The sequence below is a fragment of the Sphingobium chungbukense genome, assembly GCF_001005725.1.
GTDB classification, from domain to species: domain Bacteria; phylum Pseudomonadota; class Alphaproteobacteria; order Sphingomonadales; family Sphingomonadaceae; genus Sphingobium; species Sphingobium chungbukense.
The window spans coordinates 253,060-268,962 of the sequence record NZ_LBIC01000007.1 but is presented as its reverse complement, the minus strand read 5'-3'; the positions used below and the strand labels follow the sequence as shown (position 1 = coordinate 268,962).

Below are 15,903 nucleotides of genomic sequence, written 5' to 3'. Positions count from 1 at the left end.
TTTCCAAGAGCTGCACCAGTCCGTCCCAGGTGAGTGCGCACCCTGGGGCGGCCTGCCTTTAGACCCAAAGTGCCACGTCCACAGAAGATAAAGGGACTGACATGTCCATTCTGGTGAACAAGAACACCAAGGTCATCACCCAGGGTATGACTGGTGCCACCGGTACCTTCCACACTGAAACCGCATTGGCCTATGGCACGCAGATGGTTGGCGGCGTCACCCCCGGCAAGGGCGGCACGACCCATATCGGCCTGCCCATGTTCGACACGGTTGCCGAAGCCAAGTCGAAGACCGGCGCCGACGCGTCGGTCATCTACGTTCCGCCGCCGTTCGCGGCCGACTCGATCCTGGAAGCGATCGACGCCGAAATCCCGCTGATCGTCTGCATCACCGAGGGCATTCCGGTGCTGGACATGGTGAAGGTGAAGCGCTCCCTGTCGGGCAGCAAGTCGCGCCTGATCGGCCCGAACTGCCCCGGCCTGCTGACGCCCGGCGAGTGCAAGATCGGCATCATGCCCGGCAACATCTTCTCCAAGGGCAGCGTCGGCGTCGTGTCGCGTTCGGGCACGCTCACCTATGAAGCCGTGTTCCAGACCACCAATGCGGGCCTGGGCCAGACCACGGCCGTCGGCATCGGCGGCGACCCGGTCAACGGCACCAACTTCATCGACGTGCTGGAACTGTTCCTGGCCGACGACGCCACCGAATCGATCATCATGATCGGTGAAATCGGCGGCGACGCGGAAGAGCAGGCTGCCCAGTTCCTGATCGACGAAGCCAAGAAGGGCCGCAAGAAGCCGATGGCCGGCTTCATCGCGGGCCGCACGGCGCCTCCGGGCCGTCGCATGGGCCATGCCGGCGCGATCGTGTCGGGCGGCAAGGGCGATGCCGAGAGCAAGATCGCGGCGATGGAAGCGGCTGGCATCAAGGTCGCTGCCAGCCCCTCGGAACTTGGCACGACCCTGCTGGAAGTGCTGAAGGGCTGAGCCAAAAAGCTGACAAGGCGGCCGGGCTGCACCCCGGCCGCTTGTTACCCCCGCCGCGACTGCACGCGGTTGGCATGGGACGTGAGACATGGGTTACGAGAATCAGGAAGTTTTTGAGGGGCTCGGGGAAATCGAGCGCGGGCCGAGCTGGGCGCGCACCAACTGGCCGCCGATCGATACCGACGACCTGACCGGGGCGCTGGACCCCACGCAGATGCAGGTGGCCGTGAAGGCCGCCGCCAAGGCCGTCGGCAAGGCGGTTTCGGATGCTGATGCCGTAAGTGCGGCCGATGATGCAATCCGTGCCCAGATGCTGATCCGCACATATCGCGTACGTGGTCATCTGGCGGCCAATCTCGATCCGCTGGGGCTCACCCAGCGCGACCTGCCGGCCGACCTGACGCCGGAATATCACGGCCTGACCGACCTCGACAAAAAAGTCTATCTGGGCGGCACGCTGGGGCTGCAATATGCGACCGTTCGCGAGATCGTGGCGATCCTGCGCGCCAATTATTGCGGCAATGTCGGCCTGGAATATATGCACATCGCGGACGTGGAGGAGCGCCGTTTCCTCCAGGAGCGGTTGGAAGGCAAGGACAAGGAAATCCACTTCACGCCGGAAGGCAAGAAGGCGATCCTGGCCAAGGTGATCCACGCCGAACAATATGAGAAGTTCCTGGGCCGCAAATATGTCGGCACCAAGCGCTTCGGCCTGGACGGCGGCGAATCGATGATCCCGGCGCTCGAAGCCATCATCAAATATGGCGGCGCGCAGGGCGTGCGCGAGATCGTCTACGGCATGGCCCATCGCGGCCGCCTGAACGTACTCGCCAATGTGATGGCCAAGGGTTTCCGCGTCATCTTCCACGAATTTTCGGGCGGCACCGCCAATCCCGAAGATGTCGGCGGTTCGGGCGACGTGAAGTACCATCTCGGCACCTCCACTGACCGCGAGTTCGACGGCATCAAGGTGCATATGTCGCTCGTCCCCAATCCCTCGCATCTGGAAACCGTCGATCCGGTGGTGTTGGGCAAGGTCCGCGCGCAGCAGACTTTCCGTGACGACCTTGCCAAGCATGAGCAGGTCCTGCCCGTGCTGATCCATGGCGACGCGGCCTTTGCGGGCCAGGGCATCGTCTGGGAATGCCTCGGCTTCTCGGGCGTGTCGGGTTACAATACCGGCGGCTGCATCCACTTCATCGTCAACAACCAGATCGGCTTCACCACCAGCCCGCAATTCTCGCGCGGCTCGCCCTATCCGAGCGACGTGGCGAAGGGCGTTCAGGCGCCGATCCTGCACATCAACGGCGACGATCCCGAAGCGGTCACCTTCGCATGCAAGCTGGCGATGGAATATCGCCAGACCTTCCATCGCGACATCGTGATCGACATGTGGTGCTATCGCCGCTTCGGCCATAATGAAGGCGACGAGCCGTCATTCACCCAGCCGCAGATGTACGCGAAGATTCGCCAGCATCCGCCGGTCAGCGACGTCTATTCCGCGCGGTTGAAGGCCGAAGGCGTGGTCGACGACGATTTCGTCGCCCAGGTGACGGGCGATTTCGTCAACCATCTGGAGGAAGAGTTCGAGGCGGCGAAGAGCTACAAGCCCAACAAGGCCGACTGGTTCGCCGGTCGCTGGTCGGGCCTGCACAAGCCCGCCGACGCCGAAACCACCCGCCAGAGCGTCGAGTCCGCGGTCAGCCAGAAGCTGTTCGACAGCCTGGGCAAGACGCTGACGACGATTCCGGAAGGCCATAACGTCCACAAGACGCTGAAGCGCGTGATCGACGCCAAGGCGGAGATGTTCAAGTCCGGCGAGAATTTCGACTGGGCGACCGGCGAGGCCCTGGCCTTCGGTTCGCTGCTGTCGGAAGGCTATGGCGTGCGCCTGTCGGGCCAGGACTCCGGGCGCGGCACGTTCAGCCAGCGTCACGCCGTCTGGACCGACCAGGATACGGAGAGCAAGTACATCCCGCTCTCGACCGTGCCGCACGGCCGGTTCGAAGTGCTGGATTCACCGCTCTCCGAATATGGCGTGCTGGGCTTCGAATATGGCTTCGCGCTGGCGGACCCGAAGAGCCTCGTGCTTTGGGAGGCCCAGTTCGGCGACTTCGCCAATGGCGCGCAGATCATCTTCGACCAGTATATCGCTTCGTCGGAGACCAAGTGGCTGCGGTCCAACGGCCTCGTCTGCCTGCTGCCGCATGGCTATGAAGGGCAGGGTCCGGAGCATAGCTCGGCCCGTCTGGAGCGTTATCTCCAGCTTTGCGCGGAAGGGAATATCCAGGTCGCGAATATCACGACCCCGGCGAACTATTTCCACGTCCTGCGCCGTCAGATGCTGCGGCCCTTCCGCAAGCCGCTGATCATCATGGCGCCCAAGTCGCTGCTGCGTCACAAGTTGGCGGTCAGCAAGGCGGAGGATTTCCTGGGTGCAACGCATTTCAAGCGCATCCTGTCGGACCCCAATGGGGCGCCTGACAAGGATACGAAGCGCCTGGTGCTGTGCTCCGGCAAGGTCTTTTACGACCTGATGGAAGCCCGCGACCAGCATGGCGACACGGATGTGCAGATCGTTCGCATCGAACAGATCTACCCGTTCGCGACCGAGGCCCTCGCAACGCGCATCGCGCGCATGACGAACCTTCAGGAAGTCGTCTGGTGTCAGGAAGAACCGCGCAACAACGGCGCCTGGTTCTTCGTGGAGCCCTATATCGAGGAAGCGCTGGCGCAGGCCGGCAAGGCGCCGATGCGCGCCCGCTATGCCGGTCGCAAGGCGTCGGCGTCGCCCGCAACGGGCCTCGCCAAGCGCCATGTCGCCGAGCAGGGCGCTCTCGTCGCCGATGCGCTGGGTCACAGCGTTCGTGAAGAAATCCGTCGCCAGAAGAAAGGCTGAACAAGCTCATGGCTACCGAAGTCAAAGTGCCCACCCTGGGCGAATCCGTTACCGAAGCAACCGTTGGCCAGTGGCTGAAGAAGCCCGGCGATGCCGTGAAGGCCGACGAGCCCATCGTCTCCCTTGAAACCGACAAGGTCGCGGTCGACGTGCCAGCGCCCGTCGCCGGCGTGCTGGGTGATATCGTCGCCAAGGAAGGCGATACGGTCGAGGTCGGCGCTCTGCTGGCCTATGTGAACGAGGGCGCGGCCGCTGCGGCTGCTCCCGCCGCTGCCGCGCCCGCTGCCAAGGCGGAAGCGGCGGCCCCGGCGCCTGCCGCTTCGGCTCCCGCCGCCGCGGACGATGAAGAGGGCGGCAATCTGACCCTGTCGCCCGCGGTTCGCCGCCTGGTGCTGGAACATGGCCTTGACCCGAGCAAGATCAAGGGCACAGGCAAGGATGGCCGTCTGACCAAGGACGATGTCGTGGCTGCGGCCGCTGCCGGCACCGCCAAGGCCGCCGCTTCGGCCGCTGCCGCCGCGCCTGCCGCCGCTGCCCCGGCTGCCGGTCCGAGCCGCGCGCAGGAACGGGTCAAGATGACCCGTCTGCGCCAGACCGTCGCCAAGCGCCTCAAGGAAGCGCAGAATAACGCGGCGCTGCTGACCACCTACAACGACGTCGACATGACCAACGTCATCGAGGCGCGTGCCAAGTATAAGGATCTGTTCGAGAAGAAGCATGGCGTCCGTCTGGGCTTCATGGGCTTCTTCACCAAGGCGGTCTGCATGGCGCTGCGCGACATTCCGGGCGTCAACGCGCAGATCGAGGGCGACGAGATCGTCTATAACGACTTCGCCGACATCTCGGTCGCCGTGTCGGCGCCGAATGGCCTGGTCGTCCCGGTCATCCGCAACGCGGAATCGCTGAGCGTGGCCGAGATCGAGAAGACGATCGGCAGCTTCGGCAAGAAGGCCAAGGAAGGCACGCTGACCATGGAGGACATGAAGGGCGGCACCTTCACCATCTCCAACGGCGGCGTCTTCGGTTCGCTGTTGTCGAGCCCGATCATCAACCCGCCGCAGTCGGCGGTGCTGGGCCTCCACCGCATCGAGGACCGTCCGGTCGTCCGCGACGGCCAGATCGTCATCCGCCCGATGATGTATCTCGCGCTCAGCTATGACCATCGCCTGATCGACGGTCGCGAAGCGGTGACCTTCCTCGTCGCGGTCAAGAACGCGATCGAGGACCCGACCCGCCTGTTGATCGACCTGTAAGGTTCGTCCATTCATCCCGTTCGGGCTGCGCCTGTCGAAGCCCCGTCCTTTTTATGGGACGAAAGAAGTAATGCCCTTTGACAGGTTGGACCGAGGCAAGTGACTCGGTCCAAGGGCGAACGGAGATTGTTATGGCAGACTTCGATTATGACGTTCTGGTAATCGGTGCAGGACCCGGTGGCTATGTCGGCGCGATCCGCGCGGCGCAGCTTGGTCTCAAGACCGCCTGCGCCGAAAGCCGCGAGACGCTGGGCGGCACCTGCCTCAATGTCGGCTGCATCCCGTCCAAGGCGCTGCTGCACGCTTCGGAGCTTTATGAAGAGGCTGCGAACGGCGCGCTCGCCAAGCTGGGCGTGAAGATCGACAAGATGAGCCTGGACCTCGACACCATGCAGGGCCAGCGCAAGGATGCGGTGAAGGGCCTGACCGGCGGCATCGAGTTTCTGTTCAAGAAGAACAAGGTCGACTGGCTGAAGGGCCAGGCGACCTTTACCGGTGCCAACACCGTCGAAGTGGCGGGCAAGAAGGTGACGGCGAAGAATATCGTCATCGCTACCGGCTCGTCGGTCACGCCGCTTCCCGGCGTTCAGGTCGACAATGCGGGCGGCAGGATCGTCGATTCCACTGGCGCACTGGAACTGGACAAGGTGCCGGGCCATCTGGTCGTCGTCGGCGGCGGCGTCATCGGCCTGGAACTGGGTTCGGTGTGGCGTCGTGTCGGGGCCAAGGTCACGGTCGTCGAGTTTCTCGACCAGATCCTGCCCGGCATGGACGGCGAAGTCCGCAAGGAAGCGAACAAGATCTTCAAGAAGCAGGGCTTCGAGTACAAGCTCGGTACCAAGGTCACGGGCGCGGAAGTCGGCAAGAAGGGCGTGACCCTGACCGTCGAACCCGCTGCTGGCGGCGCGGCCGAGAAGATCGAGGCCGATGTCGTACTGGTGTCGATCGGCCGTCGTCCGAATACCGAAGGTCTAGGCCTCGACAAGATCGGCCTGGAATTGAATGCGCGCGGCCAGATCGAAACCGATCATGACTTCGCCACCAAGGTTCCGGGCGTATGGGCGATCGGCGACGTCATCCCCGGCCCGATGCTCGCGCACAAGGCCGAGGACGAAGGCATTGCCGTCGCGGAGAATATCGCGGGCCTGACCGGCATCGTGAACCATGACGTGATCCCGTCCGTGGTCTACACCAAGCCGGAAATCGCGGGCGTGGGCCTGACCGAAGAGGCCGCCAAGGAAAAGGGCGCCGTCAAGGTTGGCAAGTTTCCGATGATGGCGAACAGCCGCGCCAAGACCAACCATGAGCCGGACGGTTTCGTGAAGGTGATTGCGGACGCCGAAACCGACAAGGTGCTGGGCGTGTGGATCATCGCTTCGGTCGCAGGCACGATGATCGCGCAGGCGGCGCAGGCGATGGAATTCGGTGCATCGAGTGAGGATATCGCCTACACCTGTCACGCGCATCCGACGCATAGCGAGGCGATCAAGGAAGCGGCCATGGCCGTGACCGGCAAGCCGATTCATATGTGATCGTTTCCTGCCGCATGCTGGGATGACGAGGCCGCCCTTCGGGGCGGCCTTTTTCATTCGGTATCTTCTACGCGTTGCAAATCTGCCATGACGGACTGGCGGAAGGCGTGGCTTGCGCTGAAAGGGAGCGCCGCACGCAAACCCGATTGCGGCCGCCTGCCTTCGCTTCGTAAAGTGCTGCGTCGGCCCGCGCGATCGCATCATGGACCGAGGCATCGCCATGCTGGACAGTCGAAAGACCGAAGCTGGCCGTCAGTGGCCGCCGCAGACCCAGTTCGTTCGCGACCTCCCGCGCCAGGCTTTCCCGGATGTCGTTGGCGATCGCCGCCGCGCGCGCCGCATCGGTTTCTGGCAGGAGCAGCACGAATTCCTCGCCGCCGAAGCGAGCGGTGACGGCATCTGGAGGAGCGGATCGGGCCAATATCTTCGCCAGGGTCTCGATCACGCGGTCGCCCAGGGCATGGCCATATTCATCATTGATCGCCTTGAAATGATCGATGTCGCAGACAATCAGGCTACCTGCGACGGGCATCTTGTGCGTCCACCCGGCGATCGCATCGTCGAAGCCGCGCCGGTTGAGCAGGCCGGACAGCGGATCGTGCAGCGCATCGCGCCGATAGCGGGCGAGCTGGTCGAGCATGGTCGCTGCCAGCGCCGCGAGCGCAAGGAAAAGCCCGAAGACACAGGCCATTGCCTGCATCAAAAAGGCATATTCGCTATTGTGGAAACCGCCTGCCGACAAGGTAAGCGGTACGGTACTGCCCCGGAACAGATTGTCGAGCGCGACCAGCAGGGCGGCGGCGAACAGAGTGCGATCGGACCAATCGTCCAGATGATCCTTCCCCGCGATCAACGGCAGGGCGATGAGCAGGAAGCAGCCGAAATCCGACGCCACCAGCGAGAGGGGCAGATTGTCCAGGACGAGGGCGACGGCGCACAGCAATAGGGACAGGCCCCATATCGCGATCCGCGCGGGCAACAGCCAGGAGGGACGCCAACGCTCCAGCAACGCCTGGCTGAACAGGAGGAAGCCGCTGGCGAACATCATATCGGCGACGAGACCCCAGGTCGTGCTGGGAAGGGCGGCAAAGGCGACAGGTACGGCGAAGCCCCCCGCAACGCAGAAAAAGGCCCCGCTCCAAAAACCCGCGGCTCGCACCCGCCATCGCCAGACGATCCCGAACAGGACGCCGAAACCGGCCATCATGATCGGCAGGAAGAAGGCGAAATTTTCTCCCATGCTGGCCGCCCGTTCCTTTGATGTATCGAAATCGTGCGGGGCCGGTGCCTATCCGCGCCCGACAGCGGGTATCGGTTGATCCTTAACAAATATTTCCGAATCGGATGAGTTGTTGATCCGATATGGATGAATCGAAGGGGCCTTCAGAAGCGCGGACGCCTCTTTTCGCGAAAGGCCTGCACGCCTTCCTTGAAATCGGGCAGGGTGAAGGCATCGCGGAACAGGTCGAGCGTGGTCGCGTCGTCATCGTCCTGGCCGTCCAGGATACGACGGATGATCGCCTTGGACGAACGGATCGAATGCTGCGCATTGGCGGCCATGACATCCGCCATGGCCTTTGCAGCGTCGAGGGGATCAGGCGCGATCTCGTCGATCAGGCCGATGGCAAGCGCTTCATGCGCGTCATTTAACGCGCCGGTGAACAATATACGCTTGGCACGTGCCGGGCCGACCAGATCGACCAGCAGCTTGGTATCGAACAATCCATAGACGATGCCGAGCCTGGCCGGAGTGATGCCCAACCGCGCCCTTGGCGATGCGATCCGCAGGTCGCAGGCGATGGCAAGGCCGCACCCGCCGCCGACCGCATCGCCGTCGATAGCGGCGATGACCGGCTTTTCGGCGTGGGCGAGGGCATATTGGGTGGAGCGGATCGCGGCCTGATTGGCGATGCGCCAGTTCTCCTCGCCTGAATGGCTGGCGAATTCGTGGATGTCGGCACCCGCGCAGAACAGCCCCGACGTGCCCGATGTCAGGATGAGGACGCGTACCGCCTCATCGGTCATGGCCTGCCCGACAAATTGGGGCAGCGATTCCCACATGGCCTGGTTCATGGCATTATGCCGGTCGGGCCGGTCGATCAGCAGCGTGGCGATGGCGCCGTCGCGTTCCAGCCGCAGCGTCATGCGGGCCAGCCTTTCAGCAGGGGCACCAGTTCGTCGAAATGGTGGATGATGGCGTCCGCTTCCAGCTCCTCGACCGGGCCGTCGAGGAAGCCGAAGCTGACCGCGATGCTGGGGATGCCCGCATTGCGCGCGCCGGCAATGTCGTTGATAGTGTCGCCCAGGAAGATCGTCCGCCCGCCGCCCGCGCGCTCGATCATGGCGTGGATCGGCGCTGGGTCGGGCTTCGCGATGCCGACCGTGTCGCCACCGACGACGCTGGCGAAGCGTTCCGACAGGCCGATCTGATGCAGCAGGGGAATGGTGAAGCGCTCCGCCTTGTTGGTGCAGATGGCAAGCTTCACGCCCGCCGCTTCCAACGCGTCCATCGCGGCGATCAGGCCGGGATAGGGCAGGGAGTGGATAGCGAGATTCTGTTCATAATAATCGAGCAGGATCGGCAGCATCCTCGCCAGCATCGCCTCGTCATAGCCGCCCGAGGCGTCGAGCGCCCGTTCAAGCATCACCTTGGCACCCTTGCCGACGAAGGGATGGATCGCCTCGACCGGGAAGGGGGGCCTGCCATCGGTGGCGATGGCATAGTTGACCGCGGCGGCCAGATCGCCGCTGGTGTCGAGCAGGGTGCCGTCGAGGTCGAAGCCGACGATATCGAAGGGAATGCCGGAGGGAAAGGATGCCATGGCCCGGCTCATGCCGCCGGGTGGGTGGCAAAGGCAAGTCAAACATGGCAGAGAGCGCTCAGATTCTTGGCCTCTTTGCCATAAAGGATGCCCCCCTCGTGACTGCCACCCGCCCGCCCCGTCGCCCCTTGGCCGTGATCATCCTTGCCGCCGGGCAGGGCACACGCATGAAATCCGCCAGGCACAAGGTACTTCATCCGATTGCCGGGCGGCCGATGCTGTTGCATCTGCTGGCCAGCGTCGCGGAGCTGAAGCCGGAGCGGCAGGTCGTGGTGGTGGGGGCTGGCCGCGAGCAGGTGGAAAAGGCGGTCGAGGGCAGCGGCGCGGTGATCGCCGTGCAGGAACAGCAGCATGGCACCGGTCATGCCGTGGCGCAGGCACATGACGCGCTGGCGGGCTTTGCGGGCGACATATTGATCCTGTACGGCGACGTGCCGCTGGTACGGACCGAAACCCTGCGGTCCATGCTGGAGCGCCTCAATTGGGGCGACGAGCCCCGCGCGGTGGTATTGGGCTTCCGGCCGGAGGACGCAGCCGCCTATGGCCGGATCATCGCCCGCGATCAGGGCGTCATCGAGAAGATGGTCGAATATAAGGATGCGAATGCCGAGGAACGGGCGGTGACGCTCTGCAATTCGGGATTGATGGCGGTGCGATCGACCGACCTGTTCGTGCTGCTCGACCGGATCGGCAACGACAATGCGGCGGGTGAATATTATCTGCCCGATATCGTCATGCTGCCCGGTGCGCAGAGCGCGGTGATCGAGGCCGAGGCCTGGGAGGTGGCGGGCGTCAACAGCCGCGCGGAACTGGCCGGTGTGGAGGCCGTATGGCAGGATCGCCGCCGCGCCGAGGCGATGCGGGAGGGGGTCACGCTGATTGCGCCCGATACGGTGTTCTTCGCCCATGACACGGCGCTGGGGCGCGATGTGGTGATAGAGCCCAACGTCGTCTTCGGGCCGGGCGTGATCGTGGCGGACGATGTGACGATTCACGCCTTTTCCCACCTGGAGGGCGCGACGATCGGCAAGGGCGCCGAAATCGGGCCCTATGCCCGCCTGCGTCCCGGCGCGAAGATAGGGGGCAGGGCCAAGGTCGGCAATTTCGTCGAGGTGAAGAAGGCCGAACTGGGTGAAGGGGCCAAGGCCAATCATCTTTCCTATATCGGCGACGCCAGCGTGGGGGCGGGCGCGAATATCGGCGCGGGCACCATCACCTGCAACTATGACGGCTTCTTCAAATATAGGACGGAGATCGGCGCGGGTGCCTTCATCGGCTCCAACAGCGCCCTGGTCGCGCCGGTGAAGATCGGCGATGGCGCGATCGTCGGAGCCGGCAGCGTCGTCACGCAATCGGTGGATGCCGATGCGCTCTGCCTCGTGCGGCCGGCGCAGGATGCGAAGCCGGGTTGGGCGGCGCGCTTCCGGGCGAAGATGCAGGCGCGCAAAGCCGGCAAGTGACCGTCCCTTCATGATGCGCTTTTTCCGCAGGCGGCGCTGGCTGACGGCGCTGCTGATCATCCTTCTGGCCTTGTCGGGCGGGATCGCCTGGCTGGTGGCCAATGCGCGGGCGATGCCGGTCGTGCGACGGTGGGATGTCAGCTTGCCCTTCCCGGCCGATGCGCCGCGGCGACCGGTCACCATAGCGCTGATGACCGACAGCCATTTGTCGGGACCGGACAACAGCCCGGAGCGGATGGCGCGGATCGTTGCCCAGGTGAACGGGCTCCAGCCCGATCTGATCGTGCTGGGCGGCGACTATATCGGGGATGACAAGGGCGGCGCGACTTACGGTCCGGTGGAGAGCATCGCCCCGTTCGCCGCCTTGCGCGCACCGTTGGGCGTGGTGGCGGTACTCGGCAATCACGATGCCCGCAAACATGCGCTGATCGGTCGCAAGCAATGGCATCAGTTGTTCGCGCGCATCGGCATCACCTTGCTCGACAACCAGGCGGTGCGGCGGGGACCGCTGGCGGTGGGCGGGTTGCGCGACATCTATACCGGCCGGCCCGACATTCCGAAGACGCTGGACGCGATGCGGGCGATGGGCGGCGCGCCGCTGATGCTGGCGCACGGGCCGGATGTGTTTCCGTTGTTGCCGGACGAGGCGATGCTGACGCTGGTGGGGCATACCCATTGCGGGCAGGTGGCGTTGCCCTTTGCGGGCATCGTCTATGTGCCGTCCCGCTACGGGACGCGCTATGCCTGCGGCCTCTATCGCGACGGCGCGAAAAGGATGATCGTATCCGCCGGGCTTGGCACCAGCGGCCTGCCGATCCGTTTGCTCGCGCCGCCGGATGTCTGGCTGATTACAATTCATCCACGATAGGGCTTGCCCCTGTCGCGGGCGCCGCGAACATGGCATAGGCATGTTCATTATTGATTTTCATGGCTTTGAGGCTCGACATCCATGTGCGGTATCATCGGAATCATCGGCAAGAACGACGTGGCGGACCGGCTCGTCGATGGGCTGAAGCGTCTGGAATATCGCGGTTATGACAGCGCGGGCGTCGCGACCGTGCATGAAGGCGCAATCGACCGCCGCCGGGCCGAGGGGAAGCTGGTCAATCTGGTGAAGGAACTGGCGGAGGCGCCGCTGCCCGGCACGACCGGCATCGCCCATACCCGCTGGGCCACCCATGGAGCGCCGACCACCAGCAATGCGCATCCCCATGCCACCAAGGAAGTCGCCCTCGTCCACAACGGCATCATCGAGAATTTCAAGCCGCTGCGCGAGGAACTGATGGCGCGGGGCCGGGTGTTCGACAGCCAGACCGATACCGAGGTCGTCGCCCATCTGGTGAGCGAACTGGTCGAGCAGGGGGCGAGCCCGAAGGAGGCGGTCCAGCAAGTCCTGCCACGCCTGCACGGCGCCTTCGCGCTGGCGATCCTGTTCCGCAGCCATCCCGAGCTGCTGATCGGCGCGCGGTTGGGTTCGCCGCTGGTCGTCGGCTATGGCGAGGGTGAGACTTATTTGGGCTCGGATGCCCTGGCTTTGGCGCCACTGACCCAGCGCATCGCCTATCTGGAGGAAGGCGACTGGGTCGTCATCACCAAGGATGGGGCGGAGATCTTCGACAAGGACAACAACCCGGTCGAGCGGCCCGTCACCATTTCGGGCGTGACGGGCGAGCTGATCTCCAAGGGCAATCACCGCCATTATATGCTCAAGGAGATTTACGAGCAGCCGGTGGTGGTGGCGCAGACGCTGAAATCCTATCTTCAGCGGATGGAGGACCGGGTGTCGTTGCCGATCCCCGATTTCGACCTGGGCGCGATCCGCCGCGTGACGATCGTGGCCTGCGGCACCAGCTATTATGCCGGCATGGTCGCCAAATATTGGTTCGAGCAATTCGCCCGCGTGCCCGTCGACATCGATGTGGCGAGCGAGTTCCGTTACCGCGACCCGGTGATGGAGGAAGGCGGCCTGATGATCGTCATCAGCCAGTCGGGCGAAACCGCCGATACGCTGGCCGCGCTGCGCCATGCCCGGGCCGAGGGACAGAAGATCGCCGCCGTCGTCAATGTGCCGACCAGCACCATGGCGCGGGAGGCGGACCTGCTGCTGCCGACGCTGGCCGGGCCGGAAATCGGCGTGGCGTCGACCAAGGCCTTCACCTGCCAGTTGGCGGTGCTGGCCGCGTTCGCGGCCAATCTGGCGCGGGCCAAGGGGCGGCTGGATGCGAAAGCCGAGAAGGAACTGGTGCGCCATCTCGCCGAAGCCCCCGCGGCACTCAATGGCGCGCTGGCCTATGATGAATCGATCGAGGTGATGGCGCATCTGATCGCGGGAGCGCGGGACGTGCTCTATCTGGGGCGCGGGCCGGACTATCCGTTGGCGCTGGAAGGCGCGCTCAAGCTCAAGGAAATCAGCTATATCCATGCCGAAGGCTATGCCGCGGGCGAGATGAAGCATGGGCCGATCGCGCTGATCGACGACAAGGTGCCGGTGATCGTGCTGGCGCCCAGCGGGCCGCTGTTCGAAAAGACCGTCAGCAACATGCAGGAAGTGCAGGCGCGCGGCGGCAAGGTGGTGCTGATCTCCGACTATGACGGGGTGCAGGCGGCGGGCGAGGGCTGCATGGCGACCATCACCATGCCAAAGGTGCATCCGCTGATCGCGCCGATGGTCTATGCCGTGCCGGTGCAGTTGCTCGCCTATCATGTCGCTGTCGCCAAGGGCACCGACGTCGACCAGCCGAGGAACCTCGCCAAGTCGGTGACGGTGGAGTGAAGGGTTACTTGCGAGGCATGGTCACTGGCGGATGAAGCGATAGCGGTCGCGGATCAGGCGGTTGAAATAGCCGCCTTTCGATGCGGCCTGCTTCATGCCCTGCACGATCGCGGCAGGCACGTCGAAATAGCTGTACCGCTTGCCGCTGACGAACTGCACGTCCAGCCGCCGGTGGATGGGATCATAGTCGAACTGGCGAATGGCGGTCGAGGGCATGCCCGCTACAATGATCGGCGGCAGGCGGTGTTTCCTGGGGCGGGCAGAAATAGAGGGCCAGGATGACGGACCTGGTGGGTCTTGCACGGACAGTGGCGTCACTTTGAAGCGAGCTTGACCCGGCGTCCCATCCTTGGCGTCCCACCCTTCCTGTGACCTGTCCTGTGACCTGACGCCTGACTCAGGGCTGTGGGACCCTGGGATCAGGCTGAGGTAACGACAAGCCGAACGAACTGAATCCACCCCAGCCGCAGCTGCGTCACTTTCAAGCCGCCGCCGCGCGATCCTCGTCCAGAAAGGCAGCGACATCGTCCAGCACGACATCCTTCGAGAGGAAGGTCCGGCCGATCCCCCGCGCCAGCAGGAAGGGCAGGGTGCCCGCCGCCATCTTCTTGTCGTGCAGCATATGCGCGACCAACGTCGCGCCATCGGCCGTCACATGCGCGCTCGCCAGGTCGTGGGGGAGGCCCATGGCCTTCAGATGCGCCGTCACCCGATCCGCATCCTCGCCCGTGCACAGCCCCAGCCGCGCGGAATAGCGGAAGGCCAGCGCCATGCCCGCCGCTACGCCCTCGCCATGGAGCAGCGTGTCGGAAAAGCCCGTATCCGCCTCCAGTGCATGGCCGAAAGTATGGCCCAGGTTCAGCAGCGCCCGGCGACCGGAGGTTTCCCGCTCGTCCTCGCCCACGATCTTCGCCTTTGCGGCGACGCTGCGCTCGATCGCATATTCACGTGCTCCGGCATCGCCCGCGAGCAGCTTGTGCCCTTCCTCCTCGCACCAGGCGAAGAAATCGGGATCGTCGATCAGGCCATATTTCACGACCTCGGCATAGCCCGCCCGCGTCTCGCGTACCGGCAGCGTGTCGAGGGTCGAGGGGTCGATCAGCACCAGGGCGGGCTGGTAGAAGCTGCCGATCAGATTCTTGCCGGCCCGCGCGTTGATCGCCGTCTTGCCCCCGACCGAACTGTCGACCTGCGCCAGCAAGGTCGTCGGCACCTGGATGAAATGGCAGCCGCGTTTCAGGATCGAGGCGGCAAAGCCCACAAGATCGCCGATCACGCCGCCGCCGAGCGCGACCACATGGTCGCCGCGCTCGATCTCCAGCGCCAGCAGCGCGTCGAGCAACTCCTCCAGATGGCGCCAGCTCTTGGTCTGCTCGCCCGGCGGCAGGATGACGGGTTCGACAGCGACATTGGCGGCGCGCAGGCTCGCCTCCAGCCGGGGAAGCTGCGCCTTGGCCACATGCGCGTCGGTCACGACCACCAGCCTGCCCTTGCGCGCATAGCCCGCCAGATAGGTGCCGGCGCGGGTCAGCGCCCCCTGTTCGATCACGATGTCATAACTGCGCGTATCGAGCGCGACGCGGACTACGGCCATTGGGAAAGCTGCTCCATGATGCTGTCGACTGCCACATCATGCGGCGCGGCGGCGCTCCGCACATGAATGGGACAGAGGGCGTAAACCGGATTGCGGACGGCGGCCAGTTCGGTCAGCACGACGCGCGGGTCCTTGCCATTGAGCAGCGGTCGTCCCTCCCGGCGGGACACACGGTCGACCAGCGTGTCGATATCGGCGTTCAGCCAGATCGCCAGCGCATGGTCCAGGATCAGCGTCCGCGTCTCCTCCTGCATGAAGGCGCCGCCGCCGGTCGCGATCACCTTGGGCTCACCGTCCATCAGCCGGGCGATCACCCGCCGCTCGCCGTCGCGGAAATAGGCCTCGCCATAGCGTTCGAACATTTCGGTGATCGTCATGCCGGCCGCCTTTTCGATCTCCTCGTCCGCATCGACGAAACCGACGCCAAGCCGTGCGGCCAGCCGCCGGCCGACGGTCGATTTGCCGACGCCCATCATGCCCACCAGGACGATGGGGCCGCGCTTCGCACGCGCTTCGGCGGATTTGCTGTTTCGCTGCATGGCGAGCGGGGCTATACAACCCCGCGTCGACAAGGCAAATCGCAA

13 protein-coding genes are annotated in these 15,903 nt (G+C 64.5%); 7 read left to right on the top strand and 6 right to left on the bottom strand.

Annotation, left to right across the window (positions count from 1 at the left end; genetic code table 11):
* Positions 1 to 101 precede the first annotated feature (101 nt).
* The 4 genes from sucD (at position 102) to lpdA (ending at position 6,670) form a co-directional block, all read left to right on the top strand.
* On the top strand, positions 102 to 986 hold the full coding sequence (gene sucD, locus YP76_RS16215) for a succinate--CoA ligase subunit alpha (RefSeq protein ID WP_046764645.1): 885 nt from the start codon (positions 102 to 104) through the stop codon (positions 984 to 986).
* An 88-nt stretch (positions 987 to 1,074) separates the two neighbouring features.
* Positions 1,075 to 3,885, top strand: a complete 2,811-nt coding sequence (locus tag YP76_RS16210) for a 2-oxoglutarate dehydrogenase E1 component (RefSeq protein WP_046764644.1) — start codon at positions 1,075 to 1,077, stop codon at positions 3,883 to 3,885.
* An 8-nt stretch (positions 3,886 to 3,893) separates the two neighbouring features.
* The gene (gene odhB, locus YP76_RS16205; protein WP_046764643.1) at positions 3,894 to 5,138 is read left to right on the top strand and encodes a 2-oxoglutarate dehydrogenase complex dihydrolipoyllysine-residue succinyltransferase; all 1,245 of its coding nucleotides are present in this window, start codon (positions 3,894 to 3,896) and stop codon (positions 5,136 to 5,138) included.
* A 131-nt stretch (positions 5,139 to 5,269) separates the two neighbouring features.
* A complete protein-coding gene (gene lpdA / locus YP76_RS16200) occupies positions 5,270 to 6,670 on the top strand; it encodes a dihydrolipoyl dehydrogenase (protein WP_046764642.1) in 1,401 nt (466 codons plus the stop codon).
* A 67-nt stretch (positions 6,671 to 6,737) separates the two neighbouring features.
* Here the strand turns inward: lpdA and YP76_RS16195 are convergent, their stop codons facing one another.
* The 3 genes from YP76_RS16195 to gph all read right to left on the bottom strand — a co-directional run bounded on the left by YP76_RS16195 (position 6,738) and on the right by gph (position 9,492).
* Positions 6,738 to 7,910 carry a GGDEF domain-containing protein gene (locus tag YP76_RS16195; protein ID WP_046764641.1) on the bottom strand — a complete coding sequence of 391 codons (1,173 nt, stop codon included), beginning with the start codon at positions 7,908 to 7,910 and terminating at the stop codon, positions 6,738 to 6,740.
* Between the two features lie 143 nt (positions 7,911 to 8,053).
* Complete coding sequence (locus YP76_RS16190; protein ID WP_046764640.1) at positions 8,054 to 8,815, bottom strand: enoyl-CoA hydratase/isomerase family protein; 762 nt, start codon at positions 8,813 to 8,815, stop codon at positions 8,054 to 8,056.
* Entirely contained in the window at positions 8,812 to 9,492 is a 681-nt protein-coding gene (gene gph, locus YP76_RS16185; protein WP_046764639.1) for a phosphoglycolate phosphatase, read from the bottom strand. The genes YP76_RS16190 and gph overlap by 4 nt, the downstream gene beginning before the upstream one ends.
* Positions 9,493 to 9,659: 167 nt before the next feature.
* On the opposite strand from gph, the gene glmU reads away from it, so the two are divergent.
* The 3 genes from glmU (at position 9,660) to glmS (ending at position 13,725) form a co-directional block, all read left to right on the top strand.
* Entirely contained in the window at positions 9,660 to 10,952 is a 1,293-nt protein-coding gene (gene glmU / locus YP76_RS16180; protein WP_408640451.1) for a bifunctional UDP-N-acetylglucosamine diphosphorylase/glucosamine-1-phosphate N-acetyltransferase GlmU, read from the top strand.
* Positions 10,953 to 10,965: 13 nt separating this feature from the next.
* Positions 10,966 to 11,820, top strand: a complete 855-nt coding sequence (locus YP76_RS16175; protein ID WP_046764912.1) for a metallophosphoesterase — start codon at positions 10,966 to 10,968, stop codon at positions 11,818 to 11,820.
* Positions 11,821 to 11,901: 81 nt separating this feature from the next.
* The gene (gene glmS / locus YP76_RS16170; protein ID WP_046764637.1) at positions 11,902 to 13,725 is read left to right on the top strand and encodes a glutamine--fructose-6-phosphate transaminase (isomerizing); all 1,824 of its coding nucleotides are present in this window, start codon (positions 11,902 to 11,904) and stop codon (positions 13,723 to 13,725) included.
* A gap of 21 nt (positions 13,726 to 13,746) precedes the next feature.
* Here the strand turns inward: glmS and YP76_RS16165 are convergent, their stop codons facing one another.
* The 3 genes from YP76_RS16165 to YP76_RS16155 all read right to left on the bottom strand — a co-directional run bounded on the left by YP76_RS16165 (position 13,747) and on the right by YP76_RS16155 (position 15,858).
* On the bottom strand, positions 13,747 to 13,941 hold the full coding sequence (locus YP76_RS16165; protein WP_046764636.1) for a KTSC domain-containing protein: 195 nt from the start codon (positions 13,939 to 13,941) through the stop codon (positions 13,747 to 13,749).
* Between the two features lie 265 nt (positions 13,942 to 14,206).
* The gene (aroB, locus tag YP76_RS16160) at positions 14,207 to 15,319 is read right to left on the bottom strand and encodes a 3-dehydroquinate synthase (RefSeq protein WP_046764635.1); all 1,113 of its coding nucleotides are present in this window, start codon (positions 15,317 to 15,319) and stop codon (positions 14,207 to 14,209) included.
* On the bottom strand, positions 15,310 to 15,858 hold the full coding sequence (locus YP76_RS16155) for a shikimate kinase (RefSeq protein ID WP_046764911.1): 549 nt from the start codon (positions 15,856 to 15,858) through the stop codon (positions 15,310 to 15,312). The genes aroB and YP76_RS16155 overlap by 10 nt, the downstream gene beginning before the upstream one ends.
* Positions 15,859 to 15,903 lie beyond the last annotated feature (45 nt).